Origin of the sequence: Duganella dendranthematis (assembly GCF_012849375.1) — a bacterium.
GTDB lineage: Bacteria > Pseudomonadota > Gammaproteobacteria > Burkholderiales > Burkholderiaceae_D > Rugamonas > Rugamonas dendranthematis.
Genome location: NZ_CP051684.1, coordinates 1361298 through 1381382, shown reverse-complemented (window position 1 = coordinate 1381382; position 20085 = coordinate 1361298). Strand labels below are relative to the sequence as shown.

The 20085-nt window shown below is 63.1% G+C and carries 17 protein-coding genes and 1 tRNA gene; 7 read left to right on the top strand and 11 right to left on the bottom strand.

Translation table 11 applies throughout. The features are described 5' to 3' along the window. Nucleotides 1-41: 41 nt before the first annotated feature. The 3 genes from HH213_RS06415 to HH213_RS06405 all read left to right on the top strand — a co-directional run bounded on the left by HH213_RS06415 (nt 42) and on the right by HH213_RS06405 (nt 3604). Nucleotides 42-1445, top strand: coding sequence for an MFS transporter (locus HH213_RS06415; RefSeq protein WP_110845124.1), 1404 nt, complete (start codon nt 42-44; stop codon nt 1443-1445). Continuing rightward, nucleotides 1445-2542, top strand: coding sequence for an aldose epimerase family protein (locus tag HH213_RS06410; protein ID WP_169111544.1), 1098 nt, complete (start codon nt 1445-1447; stop codon nt 2540-2542). Before HH213_RS06415 ends, HH213_RS06410 begins: the two co-directional genes overlap by 1 nt. Before the next feature lie 69 nt (nt 2543-2611). Further along, on the top strand, nt 2612-3604 hold the full coding sequence (locus tag HH213_RS06405; RefSeq protein ID WP_169111542.1) for a LacI family DNA-binding transcriptional regulator: 993 nt from the start codon (nt 2612-2614) through the stop codon (nt 3602-3604). A gap of 4 nt (nt 3605-3608) precedes the next feature. Here the strand turns inward: HH213_RS06405 and HH213_RS06400 are convergent, their stop codons facing one another. Genes HH213_RS06400 through HH213_RS06385 form a run of 4 tightly spaced genes read right to left on the bottom strand, consistent with a single transcriptional unit; the run spans nt 3609 to nt 7153 of the window. Next, nucleotides 3609-4871, bottom strand: coding sequence for an FAD-dependent oxidoreductase (locus HH213_RS06400; protein ID WP_169111540.1), 1263 nt, complete (start codon nt 4869-4871; stop codon nt 3609-3611). After that, complete coding sequence (locus HH213_RS06395) at nt 4868-5125, bottom strand: (2Fe-2S)-binding protein (RefSeq protein ID WP_110845121.1); 258 nt, start codon at nt 5123-5125, stop codon at nt 4868-4870. The genes HH213_RS06400 and HH213_RS06395 overlap by 4 nt, the downstream gene beginning before the upstream one ends. Further along, the gene (locus HH213_RS06390) at nt 5118-6224 is read right to left on the bottom strand and encodes an NAD(P)/FAD-dependent oxidoreductase (protein WP_169111538.1); all 1107 of its coding nucleotides are present in this window, start codon (nt 6222-6224) and stop codon (nt 5118-5120) included. The genes HH213_RS06395 and HH213_RS06390 overlap by 8 nt, the downstream gene beginning before the upstream one ends. Next, nucleotides 6221-7153 (bottom strand): 4-hydroxyproline epimerase, encoded by a 933-nt coding sequence (locus tag HH213_RS06385; protein WP_169111536.1) that lies wholly within the window; start codon nt 7151-7153, stop codon nt 6221-6223. Before HH213_RS06385 ends, HH213_RS06390 begins: the two co-directional genes overlap by 4 nt. Nucleotides 7154-7244: 91 nt before the next feature. Between HH213_RS06385 and HH213_RS06380 the strand changes: the two genes are divergently transcribed. Further along, nucleotides 7245-8006 carry an AraC family transcriptional regulator gene (locus HH213_RS06380; RefSeq protein ID WP_229263329.1) on the top strand — a complete coding sequence of 254 codons (762 nt, stop codon included), beginning with the start codon at nt 7245-7247 and terminating at the stop codon, nt 8004-8006. Here HH213_RS06380 and HH213_RS06375 read toward each other — a convergent pair. The 5 genes from HH213_RS06375 to HH213_RS06355 all read right to left on the bottom strand — a co-directional run bounded on the left by HH213_RS06375 (nt 7995) and on the right by HH213_RS06355 (nt 17191). Next, nucleotides 7995-9476, bottom strand: coding sequence for a sensor domain-containing diguanylate cyclase (locus HH213_RS06375; RefSeq protein WP_169111532.1), 1482 nt, complete (start codon nt 9474-9476; stop codon nt 7995-7997). The genes HH213_RS06380 and HH213_RS06375 overlap by 12 nt on opposite strands. Nucleotides 9477-9565: 89 nt before the next feature. Next, nucleotides 9566-11932: a beta-galactosidase gene (locus HH213_RS06370; RefSeq protein ID WP_169111530.1), complete on the bottom strand. Its 2367-nt coding sequence runs from the start codon at nt 11930-11932 to the stop codon at nt 9566-9568. Beyond that, entirely contained in the window at nt 11932-13203 is a 1272-nt protein-coding gene (locus tag HH213_RS06365; protein WP_169111528.1) for a DUF2264 domain-containing protein, read from the bottom strand. Before HH213_RS06365 ends, HH213_RS06370 begins: the two co-directional genes overlap by 1 nt. Nucleotides 13204-13216: 13 nt before the next feature. Next, nucleotides 13217-14347 (bottom strand): glycoside hydrolase family 88/105 protein, encoded by a 1131-nt coding sequence (locus HH213_RS06360; RefSeq protein ID WP_229263328.1) that lies wholly within the window; start codon nt 14345-14347, stop codon nt 13217-13219. Continuing rightward, nucleotides 14348-17191, bottom strand: coding sequence for a TonB-dependent receptor (locus HH213_RS06355; protein ID WP_169111526.1), 2844 nt, complete (start codon nt 17189-17191; stop codon nt 14348-14350). Between the two features lie 148 nt (nt 17192-17339). On the opposite strand from HH213_RS06355, the gene HH213_RS06350 reads away from it, so the two are divergent. Next, nucleotides 17340-17543 (top strand): hypothetical protein, encoded by a 204-nt coding sequence (locus HH213_RS06350; RefSeq protein WP_169111524.1) that lies wholly within the window; start codon nt 17340-17342, stop codon nt 17541-17543. 297 nt (nt 17544-17840) lie between these two features. Beyond that, nucleotides 17841-18458 carry a penicillin-insensitive murein endopeptidase gene (locus HH213_RS06345; protein ID WP_229263327.1) on the top strand — a complete coding sequence of 206 codons (618 nt, stop codon included), beginning with the start codon at nt 17841-17843 and terminating at the stop codon, nt 18456-18458. 50 nt (nt 18459-18508) lie between these two features. Here the strand turns inward: HH213_RS06345 and HH213_RS06340 are convergent. Then, nucleotides 18509-18585 (bottom strand) — tRNA-Met (locus HH213_RS06340). 150 nt (nt 18586-18735) lie between these two features. Here HH213_RS06340 and HH213_RS06335 point away from each other — a divergent pair. Beyond that, entirely contained in the window at nt 18736-19140 is a 405-nt protein-coding gene (locus HH213_RS06335; protein WP_110845112.1) for a VOC family protein, read from the top strand. Here HH213_RS06335 and miaA read toward each other — a convergent pair. Continuing rightward, on the bottom strand, nt 19137-20084 hold the full coding sequence (gene miaA / locus HH213_RS06330) for a tRNA (adenosine(37)-N6)-dimethylallyltransferase MiaA (RefSeq protein WP_169111520.1): 948 nt from the start codon (nt 20082-20084) through the stop codon (nt 19137-19139). The two genes, HH213_RS06335 and miaA, sit on opposite strands and share 4 nt — an antisense overlap. Nucleotide 20085: the final 1 nt, after the last annotated feature.

Genomic DNA, 20085 nt, shown 5'->3' with positions numbered 1-20085 from the left:
GACCGAGAGATCATCACCATAAACATAAAATAAGTGATGCCATGAACCTGAGCGAGCCTGTCAATGCGCAAGCGGTGGCGCAATCCGTCGGTAAATACCGTTGGACCATCTGCGCCCTGTTGTTTTTCGCCACCACCGTCAATTACCTGGACCGCCAGGTATTGAGTCTGCTGGCCCCGTCCCTTTCGACCGAGTTTGGCTGGAGCAATACCGACTACGCCAACATTGCCGCCGCCTTCCAGTTTGTCTATGCCATCTCGATGCTGTTTGCCGGCCGCGTGGTCGACAAGATCGGCACCAAGGCCGCCTACGTGGTGGCCATCACCATCTGGTCGCTGGGCGCGCTGATGCATGCGTTCTCGGTGCCGATGGGCCATGCGGCAGTGGCGGTGCTGGGCGTGTTCGGCGTGGCGGCTGCGCCGTCCATCGTCGGCTTCATGATTTCACGCGCCGTGCTGGCGGTGGGCGAGGCCGGTAACTTTCCGGCCGCCATCAAGGCCACCGCCGAATACTTCCCGAAGAAAGAACGTTCCTTCGCCACCGGCATCTTCAACTCAGGCGCCAACGTCGGCGCGATCCTGGCGCCGATCACCGTGCCGGTGCTGGCCGCCATCTGGGGCTGGCAGGCTGCCTTCATCATGATCGGCATGCTGGGCTTTATCTGGATGAGCGTCTGGCTGTGGCTGTACGAAAAGCCGGAACAGCAAAAGCGCCTGTCTGCTGGCGAGCTGGCCTACATCCGCAGCGACACGGTGGCGCCGGTGGAAAAGACCGAGGAAGCCTCGATCGCCGCTGCCAAAAAAGTCTCGTGGTTCCAGCTACTGAAGTATCGCCAGACCTGGGCCTTCGCCTTCGGCAAATTCATGACCGACGGCGTGTGGTGGTTCTTCCTGTTCTGGCTGCCGACCTATCTGTCGGCGCAATACGGCATGAAGGGCGAGGCCATCGTGCTGCCGCTGGCCGTGTTGTACAGCATGACCATGGTTGGTTCGATCGGCGGCGGCTGGTTCCCGAGTTACTTCATGGCGCGCGGTTATGCGCCGTATGACGGCCGCATGAAAGCCATGCTGGTAATCGCCTTCTTCCCGCTGGTGGTGCTGCTGGCGCAGCCGCTGGGCGCGATCAGCTACTGGATTCCGGTGCTGCTGATCGGCGTCGGCGCATCGGCGCACCAGGCGTGGTCGGCGAATATCTTCACCACCGTGTCCGATATGTTCCCGCAAAAATCGGTGGCGTCGGTGATCGGCATCGGCGGCATGGCCGGCGGCCTTGGCGGCGTGCTGCTGACCAAGCTGGGTGGCTGGGTGTTCGACTACTACAAGACGATCAACGATATCCATACCGGCTACATGATCATGTTCGGCATCTGCGCGCTGGCTTACCTGGCGGCATGGGTGGTGATGAAGGCGCTGGTCCCGCGCCACAAGGAAATCACGGACCTGTGATGCGGCGCCTGCCGGCTGCCCTGCTTGCCGTCGTCGCCGTCATCACGGCGCCGGCGCTGGCGGGCATCCGCGCCGAGGCATATGGCGTCACGGCTGCCGGCCAGCCGGTCGAAAAAGTCGTGCTTGAAAATGAGCGCGGCATGCGGCTGGCCTACATCGACTACGGCGCCACGCTGGTGGCGGCGGAGGTGGCGGACCACCACGGCAAACGCACCAACATCATTCTCAGCCTGCCCGACCTGGCGGCGTTCGAGCGCACGCGCGGCCGCTACGGCGCCGTGATAGGCCGCTACGCCGGCCGCATCGCCAACGCCCGCTACACGCTGGACGGCAAGACCGTGCAACTGGTCCCCAACGGCAAAGGCATGGCCATTCATGGCGACCCGCAACCCTACGACAAGCGCGTATGGCGGCGCCAGGACTTCGCCGATAAGGAATCGATCGGCTCCATCTACCGCCTGCACAGTCCCGACGGCGACCAGAACTTCCCCGGCGCGATGGACATCACGGTGACTTACCGTCTGCTGCGCAAGCGCGACGAATTTCGCATCGAATACCAGGCCACGACCACCGCACCGACGGTGCTCAACCTGACCAATCACGTCTACCTTAATCTGGCCGGCGCTGCCGCCAATACGCTGGCTGATCATCGCTTCCAGATTTATGCAAACCGCTATCTGGAGACCAACGCCGTGCGCATACCCACTGGCGCGCTGCTGGACGTGGCCGGCACGCCGTTCGACTTCCGCCACGCGGCCAGCGCCAGCGCGCGGTTGCCGTCGGTCCCCGGCGGCTATGACCACACCTTGGTGCTGGCCAAACCGTTGGGCGCTTTCGCCCGCGTGGCCACCATCACCGCCGCCGCACGCCGGCTGGTGGTCAGCACCAGCGAGCCATCGGTGCAGCTATACACCGTCAACGGCTTTGACGGCACGGAGACCGGCAGCGAAGGCGTCAGCTACCAGCGCCACGGCGCGTTTGCGTTTGAAACGCAGCACCTGCCGGATAGCCCGAACCACGCCAGCTTCCCGACCACCGCGTTGTATCCGGGGCAGGTGTTTCGCTCGCAGACCAGCTTCCGCTTCGGCGACGACTGAATAATCATGCCGTCATGATAAGATCGTCCCTTTGGTGCAGTACGCGCCATGCTTTCCGACAGTCTGATCATGAAAAAAAACGTAGCCACCATCCGTGACGTCGCCGCCGCCGCCGGCGTCTCGACAGCCACCGTCTCGAAGTTCGTCAACGGCGCGCAGCGGTTCTCGCCAGCGGTGGAAGCGACCATCACGGAGGTGATTGCCAAACTGGGCTATCGTTCCAATCCACTGGCGGCGTCCATGATCACCGGCCGCACCAAGAGCATCGGCCTGTCGGTGCTGGACGTCAGCAACCCGCACTTCACCAGCATCGTCAAGGGCGCCAACCGCGTGGCGCTGGCCCACGGCTACACGCTGCTGCTGGTCGATACCGAAGAAAATCCCGGCCGCGAACGTCCGCTGCTGGAAGCGCTGAGCCGCCGCGTGGACGGCATGATCGTCTTCTCGCGCATGCTGGAATCGGAAATGGACTGGATGACGGAACTGGGCAAGCCACTAGTGTTCTTCGGCCGTTTGAACCGGCTGGAGATTCCATGGGTGATCAGCGACGACCATCGCGGCGCCTACATGCTGACGCGCCACCTGATCTCACTGGGCCACAAGCGTATCGCCTATCTGAGCTTCCCGCGTTCGCGCCGCGACGAGGAACGTCTCGGCGGCATCCGCGAATGCCTGGCTGCGCATGGCTTGCAACTGACCACGCACGAAGGCAGCGCGCCGACGGCGGCCGAAGGCGAACGCGTATGCTCGGCCATCATGCTGGGCGCTGAACATCCGGATGCGCTGATCTGCTATAACGATCTGATGGCGCTGGGCTTCATGAAAGCCGCGCAGTCGCTGGGCTTCAAGCTGCCGGAGGATATGTCGGTGGCTGGCTTCGACAACATCCACTACGGCTTGTACACCTCGCCGCCATTGACTACGGTGGACCTGCAAAGTGAACGCATGGGCGCCATCGCGATGGAAAAACTGATCGCCACCATCGACGGCAAGGAAGCGCCGTCCACCACCATGGTCGAGCCGCAGTTGATCCTGCGTAGCTCGACCATCAAGCGTAACTAAAAAGCTACTCGATCATGCTGGCGATGCGTGCCGGCGAAATCGGCAGGCGTACCGCGTCGGGACGCCAGCCGTACAGCACTTCGGTGGCGCCGCCGCAGATGCGTCCCTGGCACGGTCCCATGCCGCAACGGGTTTGCAGCTTGGCGCTGCGCCAGCCGGTGTGGGTGCGCAGGTCGCCATGGCAGACGTCTTCGCAGCGGCAGACAATGGTGTCGTCGCCGGCCAGCGTGCGCAGTTCCGAACGCAACGCAAATGCGCGTGCCAGGCGGTCGGCGAATTTTCTCCAGTGCGCGCGGCGGCCCATGGCTTCCTGTGCTTCGTTGGCGTGACCGCTGGCGGCCAGTCCGGCGATGTGGCCTTCGGCCAGCGCCAGGTCAACCCCGCCCACGCCGGTGCCTTCGCCGGCGCAGTAGATGTCCGGCACGGTGGTGCGCTGCATATCGCCGACCTTGACCACGGTCTGGCCGTTATGCGAAGCGGTGGCGCAGCCCAGCGCCTGCGCCAGTTCCACATTCGGCAGCAGGCCGTAGCCACAGGCCAGGTAATCGCATTGCAGGGTTTCGACTTCCGGCACGCCGGTACGCTGGATCTGCACCGATTGCAGCGTGCCGTCGCCATGTGCCGACAGTACGTAGCTGTTGCGCAGATAAGGCACGCCGCGCAGTTGCGTACCCAGATGCAGTGCTTGCGTGATTTTGGACGGCGTCGCCAGCAGGCCGATACCGAAGCGCAGTAACGCCGGCGTGGCCGCCTGCTCGACGATGGCGACGATATGCGCGCCTTTGCTGCGCAAGGTGGCGGCGGCAGCCAGCAGCAGCGGGCCGCTGCCCGCCACCACCACGCGCTTGCCTTGCAGCGGATAGCCGCCCTTGGACAGCGCCTGCAAGCCGCCGGCGCCGGTCACGCCGGGCAGCGTCCAGCCAGGGAAGGGCAGCAGGCGTTCGCGCGCGCCGGTCGCCAGTATCAGTTTATTGTAGTGCAGCGCGGCCGATGCTTCCGGCGTCTGCACCTGCAGGTGGCCCGGCTGTGGCGAGTACAGCACGCGCGTCTGCGGCAGGAAAATCATGCGCCTGGAGTCACGTAATTCGTTCCACAGCCGCTGCCCGCGCTGGTCGGGTTGGATATCGGCGCCACCGCGCCAGATCTGACCACCGGCCAGCGGATTGTCATCGACGATGCCGACCTGCGCGCCATGCGTCATGGCTGCATGCGCCGCCGCCAGTCCGGCCGGGCCAGCGCCTACCACCAATACGTCGAAGCGCTTCATGCTGCCGCTCCTGTCACCACGTGCATGCCGTCGGCGCACAGCGTCTGGCACGACAGCTGGTGCGCGCGGCCGTCGATGGTGACGCGGCATTCCTGGCAAACGCCCATGCCGCACAAGGGCGCGCGCGCCGCGCCGCTGACAGAGCGGCGTGTGATGGTGTTACCCGCCATGGCGATGGCGGCGGCCACAGTCACGCCGTGCGCCACGCTGATGTCGTGGGCGTTGATGCTGATGGTGATCAGGGCGTCAGACATGGAAGCGTCCCGGCAGATAGGGCGCAAACGGGATGCGCGTGCGTTCGTTTTGTATCTGGCCGGCCAGCAGTTGCGCCGTCGCCAGGGAGGTGGTGATACCGAGACCTTCATGGCCGGTGGCCAGCCATAAACCGCGCCTTGCGCTGCAAGGGCCGATCAATGGCAGGCCGTCCGGCGTGGCGGCGCGAAAGCCGGTCCAGGTGCGCAGCACGTTCAATTCCTCCAAGCGCGGCGTGAAGGTAGTGGCGTGGCGCAGCATGCGCTGTAACATCGCCGGTTCCACCGCCGGATCGGTGGTGTCGAACTGGCGCGACGAGCCGATCAGGATTTGGCCGGTTGGACGCGGTTGCAGATTGAAGGCGACCGAATCGCCGCTGGCGGCATGCGCGCTCTTGATATAGCCCAGTTCCACCAGCTGGTGCTTCACAAAGCCGGGATAGCGGTCGGTGATGGCCAGATGGCCTTTCTTCGGCTGGATCGGCAGCTCCGGCAGCAGCGTGCTCGATCGCGCGCCGGCCGCCAGCACGATGTGCTGCGCCTGATGACGGGTGCCGTCGCTCAGCACCACGCCATGGTCTTCGATCGCCGTGACGGTGGCGCGCTTGGTGATGGTGCCGCGACGCATGGCGCGATCCAGCAGAATGCGCGTGGTCTTGGGCGGATAGACCAGGCCGTCGCCGCGCACCAGCAGGCCGCCCGCGAGGCCGGCGCGCAGCTGCGGCTCGCGTGCATACAGCGCCGCAGGCGTCAGCACTTCGCACAGCAGGCCGTGGCCGGACAATGTTTGCGCCTTTTGCAGCGCGGCGTCCATTTCCTCTTCGTCGGCGGCGACCCAGATGGTTCCGCAGCCGCTGTATTCATGACGTTGCGGGCGGTCGCCCACCAGATCCTTCCACAAGGCGACCGAGTAGGCCGACAGTGCCAGTTCGGCTGCGTTGTCGTCCATCACCACCAGGTGGCCCATGCCGGCCGCCGTGGCGCCGCCGCCGGCGATATCCTGCTCGATGACCGCCACGCGCAGCCCGCGCTCACTGAGCGCATCCGCACACGCGGCGCCGACGATGCCGGCGCCGATGACGATCACTTCGGCATTGTTCACCGTATGCCCCAGACGAATGGATCGCTCGGATCGAGGATCAGCTGCGCCTGCGCGTTGACCCACGCCTTGCCGCGGATGCTCGGCAGCAGCTGGCCGTCGCGCACGCGGTAGGACGCTTCGAACACGCTGCCGATCACGCTCTCCTGCTTCCACAAAGCTCCTTCGGCCAGCTTGCCGTCGGCGGCCAGGCAGGCCAGCTTGGCGCTGGTGCCGGTGCCGCATGGCGAACGGTCGTAGGCCTTGCCGGGGCAGAGCACGAAGCTCTGGCTGTCGGCGCCAGTACGCGAATCGGCAAACAGCTCGATGTGGTCGATCAGCGCGCCGTCATCGCCGGTGATGTCCTGGTCGGCCAGCGCGGCGGCGACGGCCACGGTGTAGCTGGTCAGCGCCTCCACATTACGCACGCTGAGTTCCTGGCCATGCTCGGCCACCAGGAAGAACCAGTTGCCGCCGTAGGCGATGTCGCCGGTGACGGCGCCGATGCCCGGCACCTCGACGGTGACGGCGGCGCGGCTTCGGTAGGACGCTACATTATCGACGGTGACGCTGCCGTCGGCATGCAGTTCTGCCTCCACCACGCCGACTGGCGTATCGATGCGATGGCGTCCCGGCCCGATGCGGCCCATGAAGGCCAGCGAGGCCACCAGGCCGATGGTGCCGTGTCCGCACATACCAAGGTAGCCGACGTTGTTAAAGAAGATCACGCCCGCCACGCAGTCCGGCGCATGCGGTGCGCACAGCAGGGCGCCGACCAGCACGTCCGAGCCGCGCGGTTCGCAGACGACGGCGGAGCGGAAGTTGTCATGGGCGGCGCGCAGACGTGCTACGCGTTCGCTGAGCGGGCCGTGGCCCAGATCGGGGCCGCCGTCGATGACCAGGCGGGTAGGTTCGCCGCCGGTATGGGAGTCGATAATCGAGATGGTTTTCATGTTGAAATCTTAGGCTGGCCGCCGTTGCCTGTCTTGCACCGCTTGCGCACGATGGGTGACGAAATCTGCACAATGGTGCAGAATGAAGTCCATGCACACTGCCAACCATGAAACCACGCGCGCCGCGCTGGGCGCCGCCGTCGCCGATCCCTTCTTTGCGGAAGGGCTGTTTGATGCACTGCCGGACGTGGTGTTCTTCGTCAAGGACGGCGAGGGGCGTTACGTGGTGGTCAACCAGACCTTGGTGCAGCGTTGCGGTCAGCGGCACAAGTCTGCGCTGATCGGCCGCACGCCGGCCGAGGTGTTTGCCCATCCTTTCGGCCAGACCTATCATGCGCAGGACTTGATGGTGCTGGCCGGCGATAACGACATTGAAGACCAGCTGGAACTGCACCTGTATCCCAACCGCGATCCCGGCTGGTGCCTGACGCGCAAGACCGCGCTGCGCGACGCCGATGGCCGCATCGTCGGCCTGACCGGCATCTCGCGCGACCTGGCGATGGCAGACAAGAAGAATCCCGCCTACCGCAAAGTGGCGGCGGCGGTCACCGTGATTCACGAACAGTATGGCCAGCCCCTGCAACTGCCGGAGTTGGCCCGCATCGCCAATATGTCGGTGGCGCAGATCGAGCGGTACTTCCTGCGCATCTTCCACCTGACGCCGCGCCAGATGATCATCCAGACCCGCGTAGACGCCGCCTCGCGCATGCTGAACGGCGACGCCAGCGTCGCGGAAATCGCGCAAGCCTGCGGCTACGGCGACCATTCCGCTTTCACGCGCCAGTTCAAGGCTACTACCGGGCTGACGCCCAGCCAGTACCGGCGTGTGGCGTCTGGACGATCAGGCGATTGAGGTGACGTCGGCCTGCTCGACGCGGTTGCGGCCGAGCTGCTTGGCGCGGTACAGCGCCACGTCGGCGGTCTTGATCAGCGACGTAATCGAGTGCTGTTCGTCCGGAGTCACCAGCGCCACGCCGATGCTGGCGGTGAGCACTTTGAACGGAGAAGTGGCGTGCGGCAGATTCAGCGCGGCGATCGCGGCGCAAATCGACTCCGCCATCGCCAGCGCATGTTCTTCATTGACCGACTGCGCGATCACGGCAAATTCCTCACCACCGTAGCGGGCCACGAAATCACCGCCGCGACGCATCTGCTTTGCCAGCTCGTTCGCCACCGCCCGCAGCGCATCGTCGCCGCTCTGGTGGCCGTAGCAGTCGTTGTATTGTTTGAATAGATCGACGTCCAACAACGCCAGCATCAGGGGCTGTTTGTTGCGGCGCGCGCGGCTCCATTCCGCCGCCAGCGTTTCGTCGAAACGGCGGCGGTTGGCGATGCCGGTCAGGCCATCGGTGGCGCTGATATCGGCCAGCCGTGAATTGGATTGTTCCAGTTCGCGCGTGCGTTCGCGCACCCGGCTTTCCAGTTCACGCTCGCGCGTTTGCAGCTCGCTGAGCACCACCGCAAAGCCGATGCCGATGATGCACAGCGTGAGAATGAATTCCTGTGCACGCACCACTTCCAGATGGATCGGCACTTCGCCGAACGGTTTCAAACCGGTAGTCATCAGCATCGCGGTGCTGAGCGAAATCAGCGCCACCAGCAGGGTAGTGAGGCGCACGCCGAAACGGAAGGCGATTACCGCCACCGCCGGCAGCAGCAGCGTTGGCGTGACTGATACGCCATCGATCTCGCCGCCGTGCGCGGACAGCACGGCAACGGCCAGCAGCAGCGTAGTGATCAGCGCCGCATCGTCCCAGCGCGTGAGCTTGGGGCGCTGGTGCTGCGACTGCGTGTAGGCCAGCAGCAGCGGCGTGTAGATCAGCAGTCCCAATCCGTCGCCAAACCACCAGACACGCGCCAAGGTCAGATAGGGCGTGCTCGCGCCGCCCACCTGTTGCAGCACCACCGCCGCAATCAGGCCGGCCAGCATCGCGCCGAACACCGGGCCGGCGAGAATGAATTTGCCCAGGTCTTTCAGACGGTGCAGGCGCGGCGAGGTCTGGCTGCGCTTCATGAGCTGGTAGGTGATCGTCACTTCCAGCACATTGACGGCACTGAGCAGAATCGCCTCGTACCAGGGGAAAGCATTGAGGTTGGCCAGCACGTCGGACGTGAAGGTGAGCGCGGCCAGCAAGGACGCGCGCTGGCCGCGAAAGCGCAGCAGCGCCGCCAGCAGCACGGCATTCGGCAGCCAGACGACGACCGCGTTTTCCGGTGTGACGGCACAGAAGAAAGTCAGCTTGACGCTGGCAAAATGGAACAGCGGTAGCAGCAGGCAAAACAGCCAGCCCGGCTGGCGCCAGAATTTTTCACGTTTGATCATTCGCAACATGATCATCCGGCGCGTGGGATGCTGTCAACGATTGCCGATGGGAAATCCTCAATCTGATCGCAGCCTGTCGCAGTCTGCTGTCAGCCCTCCTTAACCAACCGGTCGCCGATGTAGGCGCGGTAGTGCTTGATGCGGCCGGTAACGCTTTCCGGTCCTTGGCGCGGCGTGTAGCGCAGACCGGCAACGGTGGCTTCGGCGCCGAGGTCGATGATCAGACGGTGCGGATGCTTGCTGCCTGGCGCCGTCGCTGCCTTGCCGCTGTAGGCGGTGTGCCAGAAGTCGGAGGCCTGGCCATTGATGGCGTTGAGCGCGCCGCCGTCTTCCTTGGTGGCTTCCTCGCTGCTGGCGTAGACGATGGTCCAGTTGGACTGGTTGAGCGTCTTGCCATCGACACCCAGCAGCGCCAGTTCGGCCACGGCGGCGTACTGCTTGCCGTCGAACGCATCGAGCGACTCCAGGCAGAACTGCCGGCCTTTCACCGGCTGCGCGAACTTCACGTCCTGCACCGTCGAGCCTTGCGCGAATTCGCCGTCGTGCGCTGGCTTGACGCCGTCCAGGGCCGGTTTCACTTTGCTAGGCGGACGCGCCAGATCCAGCTCTGGCCGCAGCTTGTCGAGAACCGGCATGGTCAGGCCTTCGATGCGGGCGCTGCGCGGGCCGGTCAGGTCCAGCACCACCACTTCGTTGTGGCCCTGTTTTATCCATGGGCCGGGAAGATACATGGTCTGCGTCGGGCCGATGCTCCAGTAACGGCCAAGGCAGCGGCCATTGACCCACACGATCCCCTGGCCCCAGCCGGACATGTCGAGGAAGGTGTCGCCGCTTTCCGTAACATCGAAACCTCCGCGCCAGAAGGCGGCGCCTTGCGCGCGGCCGGTCTTCCACGTCAGCGGCGGAAGTACGGCGTCGGCGTCGAAGTCGATGGCGCGGATGTCCCAGTTTTCCAGCGGCTGGCCGTTGAGAAGCACCGGCCCATGCAGGCCTTTTCGGTCGTGGATTTCGACGCCGAAGTTGACGCGGGCGATGGTGTACAGCAGGATCTCCAGCGTCGCCGGTTTGCTGCGCGCCGGCAGGTCGATGCTGAAGCGGCGGTAGCGCGTGTCCATGGTGCCGATTTGTTTGCCGTCGATGCTGACCCACGCCAGGTCGCGCACCTTGGCCGCTTCCAGCTTGCCGGCCGGGCCGACGGGCAGCGTGACGCGGTAGGCGACCAGGCCGCGGCTGATGTCGTACTGCTCGATCGGCTGCGGCGAGGTGACGCTGAGCGCCTTGGCCGGCATAGCGGCGGCCACCGTGCAGGACTCCTTGAACGCAAACGGTTTGATGGCGATGACCGGATTTTTCGGCGGAGGCGGCGGCAGTGTTTCACCCGCTGGCAGGAAGGGTTTGATGCCGTCGCGGTAGGCCTGGAACTTTTCGCCGGTCCATCCGGCTTCGCTGATCGGCGCGTCGTAGTCGTAGCTGCTGGTGTCGGGACGGAAGGGGCGATCGCAGCCGCCCCACAGGCCGAAGCTGGTACCGCCGTGCGCCATGTACAGGCTGAAGGAGCCATTGGCCTTCAGCATGGTCTGGATGTCGGCCACGGCGCCGTTGGCGGAGCCGCGACGATGCGGCGCGCCCCAGGTGTCAAACCAGCCGGAGTAGTATTCGCCGCACATGCGCGGGCCTTTCTGCACCTGGTCCAGCGCCTTGAAGCCGGTCTGCGGATCGCTGCCGAAATTGACGACGTTGAACAAGCCGTCGATGTGCGACTTGACCACCGAGTTGGTTGGATTGCACTGGAAGAGCGGCACGTCGAAGCCGGCATCTTGCAGCATGCTTTTCATGTCGCGCATGTAGTCCAGGTCTTCGCCGAAGAAGCCGTATTCATTTTCGACCTGCACCATCAGTATCGGGCCGCCGTGGGTGATCTGCTGCGGTCCGAGGATGCGGCCGACTTCCTTCATGTAACGGCGCGCCGGCTGCACGAAGTTGGCGTCGCGTGTCCGCAGGAAGGCGTCGCCGGGTTTCTTCAGCAGCCACCATGGCAGGCCGCCCATTTCCCACTCGGCGCAAGCATAAGGGCCGGGACGCAGGATGACCCACAGGCCTTCCTGCTGCGCGAGTTTGCAGAATTCGGCGGCGTCGCGCTGTCCCTGCCAGTCGTAGCGGCCTTCGCGCCATTCGTGGTAATTCCAGAACAGGTAGGCGCAGACGGTGTTGAGGCCCATCGCCTTGATGGCTTTCAGGCGGTGCTGCCAGTATTCGCGCGGCACGCGGGCGAAGTGCATTTCACCGCAGCGGATTTGCAGACGCTGGCCGTCGAGCATGAAGTCGGTGTCGCTGATGGTGAAGCGGGCGGCGGCTTGCGCCGACAGCGGCAGTATCAGGCTGCCCATGGTGGTTACTGCTGCGGCGGCGCTGGCGCCGCGCAACATGGTGCGGCGGGAGGTGGACTTGATCGTCATTAGTAGTTTACCGGGTAGTCTTTAGGGAAGCGGGCGCCGGAGAAGGCTTTCTTCTGCGTCCAGTCCTGCGCGGGCGCAGTCCAGTAGCTGTCGGTTGGCGGCAGGCCGAGTGGCAGCAGGCTGGCGGAGGCGATATACATGCTGCCGTTGTTGGAGTACCAGTCGCCCAGCTCCGGTTGATGGCCGACGAAGCCGATGGTGAGGTAGCCTTCCTTGTTGAAGTTGGACGGCGCCGACCATACGGCTTTGTGCACCGCTTGCAGCGCGGCGCGGATCTGGCCTTCGGGCAGACTTTGCGGCAGCTGCTTGCGCAACGCCAGCAGCGCCAATGGCTGAAAGGCGGCGGTGCGGTAGGTGAGCGATCGGCCGATCGGCGGGAAGCTGCCATCGGTGGAGATGAAGCGCTCCAGGTGCTCGCTGTAGCGCTGCATGCGTTTGATGGCTTGCGCGCGCAACTCTTCCGGTTTGCCGTTCCAGAACGCGCCTTTTTTCGCATGCAGCACGTCGAGGATTTCGACCAGCATCGGGTGCATGACAAAGGCGTTGTAGTAGTCGAAGTGGAATGCGTCACCGTCCTTGATCCAGCCATCGCCGACATACCATTCGTTGATTTTTCGGATGGCGACGTTCATCCGCAGCGGGTCGAATTCTTCGCCGATGGACATCAGCCAGGCTTCGTTCATGGCGGCGAACAGCATCCAGTTGATGTACGGCGGTTCGATGCGGCGCAGGGATTTGATTTCGGCGATGATGCGCTGTTTGGTTTTGGCGTCCAGCGGTTCCCACAGCGCTTGCGGCGCGCGGATCAGGGCATTGGTGAAGTAGGCGGAATCGACCAGGGTCTGGCCGGGCCCTTGCCACAGCAGGTAATCTGGATTAGATGGCTCGACAGAGTTGGTGTAGCTTTGCAGTGCGAGTTGTTGCAGGCGCTTGCGGGTGCGGCCTTCTGGCGTGCCGTCGTCGGCAAGGGCCAGCCATGGCGCGATGCCGGCGATCAGTCGGCCGAAGCACTCGAGGTAGGCCACGCCTTTGTCGCGGCCATCCCAGGTGGGACTGACTTCGAGGGCGAAATTTTTCTTCAGCGTGCCGGCCGCCATATTGGTCAGCACTGGCTCGGACATTTTTTGCGCCAGTGTGGCGAGTTGTGTGCGGGCTGCGGCACCGCTGGTGTCGGCGCTCGTGGTGGTCAACGTGGCCGCCGTGGCTGGCGCGCTGGCGGTGCCGCCGCCCACCGTCGCTGCGAGGGTCTGGATAAAGTGTCGTCGTTCCATTCAGTCTCCGTTGTTATTGACGCAGCAGGCGCACCAGCTCCGAGGACGCCAGCAGGTAGGCGCCAACACCGAACGCCGTGGTCGAATTCTGGTCCACCACCTGTCCCGGTATGGCGCGGTCGCCGATCGGCTGTACGTAGCCGATTTTGCCGTCCGCTTGCAGTGCGGTTTTGCTCAGGTAGCGCCAGCCTTTGCGCACCACCGGCAGATACTCATCGCGCTCCAGCTGGCCGTTATTGATGCCCCACAGGTAGCCGTAGACGAAGAAGGCGGTGCCGCTGGTTTCCGGTCCCGGTGCGTGCTGCGGATCGAGCAGGCTGCGCGTCCAGTAGCCGTCGTCGGTCTGCGCTTTCTTCAATGCCTGCGCCATGCCTTTGAATTTGGCGATGTAGTCGGCACGATAAGGATCGTCTTTCGGCAGATCATTCAGTACCTTGGCCAGGCCGGCGAATACCCACCCATCGCCGCGCGACCAGAAGTCCTTCTTGCCGTTGACGCTTTGATGTTTGGGATAGACGTAGCGCGCATCGCGGTAGTACAGCTGCGCGTCGCTGTCGTACATGATGCTGTTCGAGTATTCAAAATACTCGTGTAGCTTGTCGAGGTACTGGCGGTTGCCGGTGATCGCATACAGCTTGGTCATTACCGGCATCACCATGTACAAGCCGTCCGACCACCACCAGTAGTCCTTGTTTGGAGTACGCATCTGATACTCCATCACCTCGCGTGCGCGGGCGATCTTCTTCGGATCGGGATCGAGCTTGTACAAGTCCGCATAGGTCTGGAAGCAGATCTGCCAGTCGCCGAACATCACATGGTCGTCGGTCTCGCCATACTGGTACTTCCATGAGGTCTTGTCGGTGGACTTGGCGCCCTGCCAGTTGTTATGCGCCGCCCAGTCTTCGGAATATCTGCGCCACGCGGGATTGCCGGTAATCTGGTAAGCCTCCATATTCCCCGTATGGTAGGCGGCGATATCCCAGAAGGCCCACTTTTGCGGCGCTTCGCGCTGCTGCCAGTAGCCATTGACCTTGTTGATAATGCCGATCACTTCCTGTTCGGACGTGTCGACCGCCGGCGGCGCCGAAGCGCAGCCGGCCAAACTCGCCGCCAGCAGGCCGGCGGCGTAGAGTCGTTTCATCATTTAGAGTTTTCCCCGGATGCCGAATTTGATCGTGCGGCCATCATACTTCGCATAGTCCATGCGGGTCTTCTTGCCGCTGCCGTATTTGCCGCTGGCGTCTTCAAAGTAATCGTAGGCCAGCGTGTTACTCAGGTTGAGCGCATCGATACGGAATTCGAGATTCTCGTTGATCTTGTAGCTGATGTTGGCGTCGAGGTAGCCGCGTCCCGCGCGCCAGCGGATCAGGTCATCGCCCAGGTTGCGCGGGTTATCCGGGTGAAGCGACTTGTCCTTGTAGTTGTAGGACAGGCGCGCCGCCCATGGCCCCTGTTCGTAGTAGACCGTGGTGCTGTAAGCGTACTTCGGCACCGAGTTGACGTCGATGACTTTGCCCGCGTTGGTAATCCACGGTGCGCTGTTGAAGGGATTGATGTGGGTATAGCTGGCGATCGCACCCATGCCGCTCCACGGCGCAGGAAGGAAGTTGAAGGCCTGCTGGTAGGCCAGCTCATACCCTTTCAACGTTTGTTCGCCGGCGTTGGTGTAAGTGCGCAGCGTCATCGCCAGGTTGGGATCGACGTGGCCATTCGCGTCCTGGAACAGCGGTCCCAGTGCGGTATCCGGCAGGCCGAGCGAGGAGAACGGCACCACGGTGGTGTTGGCGACCGTGGCGTCGGTCAGCTTCTTCTGGAACACGGCGGCCGACAGCAGGCTGCCCGGCTTGAAGTACCATTCCAGGCTGGTGTCCAGGTTCTTCGATTGCTGCGGGCGCAGGTTGGGATTGCCCGAGGTGGCCGAGTTGTCGAACTGGTTTGGAATCACCGTTTGCGCTGCGATGATCGACAGCGATGCGCGCGTGATGGTTTTGCCCCACGAAGCACGCCACATCAGGTCATCGGTCAGGTCGAAGGCGCTGCTGAGGGCCGGCAGTACGTTGCTATACGAGCCTTGCTCGTGATTCGGCGAGTAGACCAGGCCCGCGCCTTTCTGCTTGAAGTTGTCGATGTCGGTTTCGGTTTTGGAGAAACGTACGCCGGCGTTGAAGCGCAATTCGTGGCCGCCGATGTCGCCCTTGAAGTCGGACTGCACAAAGGCCGTCTTCACATCCTCTTCCGCTGCGAAGCTTTGCGATGGCGTGAAGGTGGAATCCGGGTTGTACACATTGGGATCGAACTGCGAGTAGAAGTAGTTGCTGTTCCACGTCGCCCAGCTATGCGGCCAGCCGGCGCCGAAGTCGAGGTTATTGATCGGCAGTTGCGACGTCATCGCGCTGCGCAAGCCGGCCGCGCCGATGCTGTTCAGGTGCGCGGTGGCGAGCGCGGTGCCGTTACGCTTGTTGACGCCCTTGATGGTGGCGACGTAGGTCAGGCCTGTTTTCAGGTGGCCGGTCCAGCCGCCTGGCAGATCATAGTCATAGTCGGCGGCCACGCGCGCCTGCTTGCCCTTGTCGGTTTCCTTGGTCCAGCCAGTGCCGATGGTGAAGCCGCTCCAGCTATTCGGATCGGTGTAGCTGGTCGGCGAGGAGATCGATGGGTAGACGTGATCGCTGCCGTAGTCGATGGTCGAGGTGGCGCCGTAGATGTAGCCTGACAGCTGACCGGTGGCGCTGGTGGCGGTGCTTTGATTCAGGCTGGCCTGGCCGCTCAGCGTCAGTTTCGGGCTGGCTTTCCAGCTGGCGTTCAAGGCGCCGTAGCCGAACTTGGTGTCGTCCTTGGTGTAGGCGGCGCCGGCGTTGTAGGTGGTGTTGCCGAAGGTGCCGGTCAGCAGATTGGTGCCCGGGTCGATGTGGACGTCGAGCGGTATCAGGCCGTTGTTGCCGCTGGCGCCGACCGGCGCATTGCGGTTGGTGGTGGCGGTGCTGCGGACCAGGATGCCGAACAGCTGTTCCGCGCGCGTGTTCTCCAGCTTCGAGTACAGCGTGTCGAAGCTGACGTTGAGCGTGGACGTTTTCCACTGCACCGACGACACCAGGCCGTCGCGCGTGCGCTCGTTCTGCGAGCCGTAGAAGCGGTAGATGCGCGGCAGCAGGGCCTGCGCCACCTGGTCGCGCGTGTAGCCTCCGAGGTTGGCCAGCGGGCTGTCGAAGTCCAGCGCGAGGGCGAAGTTGCCCTTGACCGGATTCTGGCTGCCGTTGAAGGAGCTGTTGTAGCCGCCGGTGGCTTCGAAGCCGGAGCGGGTGTTGATGCTGCCGCTGTGCGAGGCGCCGATCAGGAAGCCGAGATTGTCCCAGGTGTTTGAGTACAGCACAAAGCCGTTCGGGTCATTGTGCTTGGAGCTGGTGTTGTAGGTGTCGGTCAGGCCGTAGCGGATGGTGCGCTTGGGATTGTCGAAGGGGCGCGGCGTTTGCAGGTCGACGATGCCACCGAGGCCGCCCTCGGTCAGTTCGGCCAGCGGCGATTTGTAGAAGTCGACGCGACCAAATAATTCGGACGCGAAGACGTCGTAGTTGAAGCCGCGCGCCGCCGAGCCGATGGTGGCGGTGGAGGTGGTGTTGACCGGCGCGCCGTTCAGCGTGGTGACCGAATATTCGGTCGGCAGGCCGCGGATCGAGATGCGCTGGCCTTCGCCGGACGATTCGTCGCGGTTGAGGATCACGCCGGGCACGCGCTGCAGCGACTCGGCCACGTTCGCTTCGGGGAATTTGCCGATGTCTTCGGCGACGATGGAATCGCGCACGCCGATGGCTTGCTGTTTCAGGTTCAGCGCTTTTTGCAGGCTGGAACGGAAGCCGGTGACCACCACGGTGGTGCCGGGATCGTCGGTAGCGGCCGGCGGTTCTGCTTGTGTTGCCTGGGCCGAGGCCGCAGGCGCATACATGGCCGCTAGAGCGAGCGGAACCATGGTCTCCATTATTTTCTTTTTCATGTCTTCCTCAGTCGGTTAGTTCTGGGAGGGTGCAGGTTGTCTGATGACCTGTCACAGTCAAGACTAGCCATTTCGGCAAGCATGGGCAACACGCCTGGGAAAACGTTTTATTGCAGTGCGGCAGAGGCGCGGCGAGGGCGATTTCGCTATGAAATCAGGTGATTTTGTGCGGGTGATTAGCTTGAAAACCGTGGCGATGGGCAGTTTTATCCGCTCAGCTATGCCGACATCGTATAGGCCGATGCAAATTTCCCATACGTCGATGTGGGGAAAAACCGACGCGCCATTTCACGGCAGCGGCGGCGGCCGGACGTTGATCACGCGCGTGGAGGTGACAGTTTCCAGCTCGTAGGAATCCGTATATTGGGGCCTTTGAAATCCCTCTTGTTCCGTGTTACGACGATTAAGCTTCGCGCCTGCGTCGTTGCCAGGATAATTGCTCAGGCAATGCAATTTTCGCCCGCCTGCGGACGCTGGTGCTGCGCAGGCGCGCAGCGATATTGATGATGGTAGTTTAGGCCATTGTCCTGCGCTTGCGGGCGATCAGTTTGATGTGGCGTAGCCGTGGTAAAACTGAGGCTGCACGAAAGGATGAGATATGCGTTACCTGCCAAGTTGTATTTTGCTTGTTGTCTTGCCAGGCATGGTGATGGCGAGCACCTGCTATGGAACGGTTGCGCATGGGCGGCTAGAGCAGGGTGTGCAGTTGCCGAAAGAGGGCGCCAACTTTGCCGCTTACAGTACGCTCGGCGTGCAGCTTGGCCGAACCTTTGTCCATGACGCCGTGCGTGACGTGGTGGTAGCGACATATCGCACATTGGAGCAGGCTGCGCCGGGCAAAACCTTTGTCTACGGCGAGACCGGCTTGGCGCAAGGCGGGCCGATACGGCCGCATAAAACCCATCAGGCTGGATTGTCGGTGGACTTCATGGTGCCGGTGCTGAATGCCGCCGGCGCGTCGGTGCCGCTGCCGGGCAATGTCACCAACAAGTTCGGCTACGGCATTGAGTTCGACAAGTCCGGCAGGTTTGAGGATCTGCGGATTGACTACGAGGCAATCGCCGAACACCTGTACCAGCTATACCGCACTGCCGATGCGCACAACATCGGTATCACCCGCGTGATCTTCGATCCTGTCCTGATGCCGCCACTGTTCGCCACGCGGCGCGGTGCGTATCTGCGACAGCATCTGCACTTCATGAAGGAACGTCCGTGGATACGCCACGACGAGCACTATCACGTGGATTTCGCGGTGGGGTGCCGGTAAAAACAAAAAAGCCGTAAATCATTTAGTATGATTTACGGCTTTCGGAATCTTGGTGGTGATAGGTGGACTTGAACCACCGACCCCAGCATTATGAATGCTGTGCTCTAACCAACTGAGCTATATCACCTGCAACGCGAAGCATTATCGGGGATGGCGCCCGAACTGTCAAGAACGCCCCCAAAGTTTTTTGAAAAAAATGCGCGTTATCGTGTGGCGGTCGTCAAAACGTTGGCATATTGGTATTCTGAGCGCATAACCATTTTTCAATGGAGACGATATGGCCACCAATATCTTCATCAACCTGCCGGTGCGGGATCTGCAGAAGTCCATCCAGTTCTTCACTCACCTGGGTTACAGCTTCAACCTGCATTACACCGATGACTCCGCCACCTGCATGATCGTGGATGAGAATATCTTTGTGATGCTGCTGACCGAAACCCGCTTCAAGGAGTTTACGCCGAAGCCTATCAGCGACGCGCACACTTCAACCGAGGTGCTGGTGTGTTTGCAGATGGAGTCGCGCGAGGCGGTGACGGCGCTGGTCAACAAAGCCATCGAGGCCGGCGGCAGCGCCTACAAGGAGCCGCAGGACCATGGCTTCATGTACGGCCACGGTTACCAGGACCTGGACGGCCACCTGTGGGAACTGGTCTACATGAGCGGCGAACCGCCCAAGACTTAACCCAGGCGGTCGGCGATCTGCGCCAGCATGGTGCTGGCCGGGTCGGGCGCCAGGCAGTCGAGCACCACGCGATCCGGCATTGAACGCAGCCAGGTCAGCTGGCGCTTGGCCAGCTGGCGCGTGGCGATGATGCCGGTTTCACGCATGGTCGGATAGTCAATTGTGCCATCCAGGTATTCCCACGCCTGGCGGTAGCCCACGCAGCGGATCGATGGCAGGCCCAGATGCAGGTCGCCGCGCCGGCGAAGCGTTTCCACTTCGGTGATCAGATTACCGTGCGGGGTTTCTTCCAGCATGATGTCGAAGCGGCGCGCGATGCGCTGATGCAGTACCGCGCGGTCCGACGGCTCCAGCGCAAACGACAGCAGTTCAAACGGCAGTTCGGTTTTTTCGCGCAGCGCCAGCAGCTCGGACATCGGCTTGCCGCTCAGCGCATGAATCTCCAGCGCACGCTGGATTCGCTGCGAATCGGCCGGCGCCAGGCGCGCGGCAGTCTCCGGATCGACGGCGGCCAGGCGCGCGTGCATGGCGGGCCAGCCGATGCGGGCCGCTTCCTCATCCAGCGCGGCGCGCACGGCCGGATCGGCGCCCGGCAAGTCGTCCAGTCCATCGGCCAGGCCTTTGAAGTACAGCATGGTGCCGCCCACCAGCAACGGCAGTTTGCCGCGCGCGCTGATGTCTGCCACCAGCCGCAGCGTGTCCTTGCGAAATTGCGCCACCGAATACGAATCCAGCGGATCGAGGATGTCGATCAGGTGATGCGGCGCGGCCGCCAGTTCGTCCCTGGTCGGCTTGGCGGTGCCGATGTCCATGCCTTTGTAGACCAGCGCCGAATCGACGGAGATGATTTCGGACGGGATGCGGGCCGCAATCGCCAGCGCGGATGCGGTCTTGCCCGACGCCGTCGGCCCCATGATGGCGACGGCCAGTGGTTTGGAGCTCATG

What these genes read in the sequence shown, in the direction of transcription:
- HH213_RS06375 (WP_169111532.1), bottom strand. Translation starts at nt 9,476, where the DNA reads ATGATCAAACGTGAAAAATTCTGGCGCCAGCCGGGCTGGCTGTTTTGC.
- HH213_RS06410 (WP_169111544.1), top strand. Translation starts at nt 1,445, where the DNA reads ATGCGGCGCCTGCCGGCTGCCCTGCTTGCCGTCGTCGCCGTCATCACG.
- HH213_RS06370 (WP_169111530.1), bottom strand. Translation starts at nt 11,932, where the DNA reads ATGACGATCAAGTCCACCTCCCGCCGCACCATGTTGCGCGGCGCCAGC.
- HH213_RS06345 (WP_229263327.1), top strand. Translation starts at nt 17,841, where the DNA reads ATGGCGAGCACCTGCTATGGAACGGTTGCGCATGGGCGGCTAGAGCAG.
- HH213_RS06395 (WP_110845121.1), bottom strand. Translation starts at nt 5,125, where the DNA reads ATGTCTGACGCCCTGATCACCATCAGCATCAACGCCCACGACATCAGC.
- HH213_RS06415 (WP_110845124.1), top strand. Translation starts at nt 42, where the DNA reads ATGAACCTGAGCGAGCCTGTCAATGCGCAAGCGGTGGCGCAATCCGTC.
- HH213_RS06355 (WP_169111526.1), bottom strand. Translation starts at nt 17,191, where the DNA reads ATGAAAAAGAAAATAATGGAGACCATGGTTCCGCTCGCTCTAGCGGCC.
- HH213_RS06400 (WP_169111540.1), bottom strand. Translation starts at nt 4,871, where the DNA reads ATGAAGCGCTTCGACGTATTGGTGGTAGGCGCTGGCCCGGCCGGACTG.
- HH213_RS06335 (WP_110845112.1), top strand. Translation starts at nt 18,736, where the DNA reads ATGGCCACCAATATCTTCATCAACCTGCCGGTGCGGGATCTGCAGAAG.
- HH213_RS06360 (WP_229263328.1), bottom strand. Translation starts at nt 14,347, where the DNA reads ATGATGAAACGACTCTACGCCGCCGGCCTGCTGGCGGCGAGTTTGGCC.
- miaA (WP_169111520.1), bottom strand. Translation starts at nt 20,084, where the DNA reads ATGAGCTCCAAACCACTGGCCGTCGCCATCATGGGGCCGACGGCGTCG.
- HH213_RS06380 (WP_229263329.1), top strand. Translation starts at nt 7,245, where the DNA reads ATGCACACTGCCAACCATGAAACCACGCGCGCCGCGCTGGGCGCCGCC.
- HH213_RS06405 (WP_169111542.1), top strand. Translation starts at nt 2,612, where the DNA reads ATGAAAAAAAACGTAGCCACCATCCGTGACGTCGCCGCCGCCGCCGGC.
- HH213_RS06365 (WP_169111528.1), bottom strand. Translation starts at nt 13,203, where the DNA reads ATGGAACGACGACACTTTATCCAGACCCTCGCAGCGACGGTGGGCGGC.
- HH213_RS06385 (WP_169111536.1), bottom strand. Translation starts at nt 7,153, where the DNA reads ATGAAAACCATCTCGATTATCGACTCCCATACCGGCGGCGAACCTACC.
- HH213_RS06350 (WP_169111524.1), top strand. Translation starts at nt 17,340, where the DNA reads ATGAAATCAGGTGATTTTGTGCGGGTGATTAGCTTGAAAACCGTGGCG.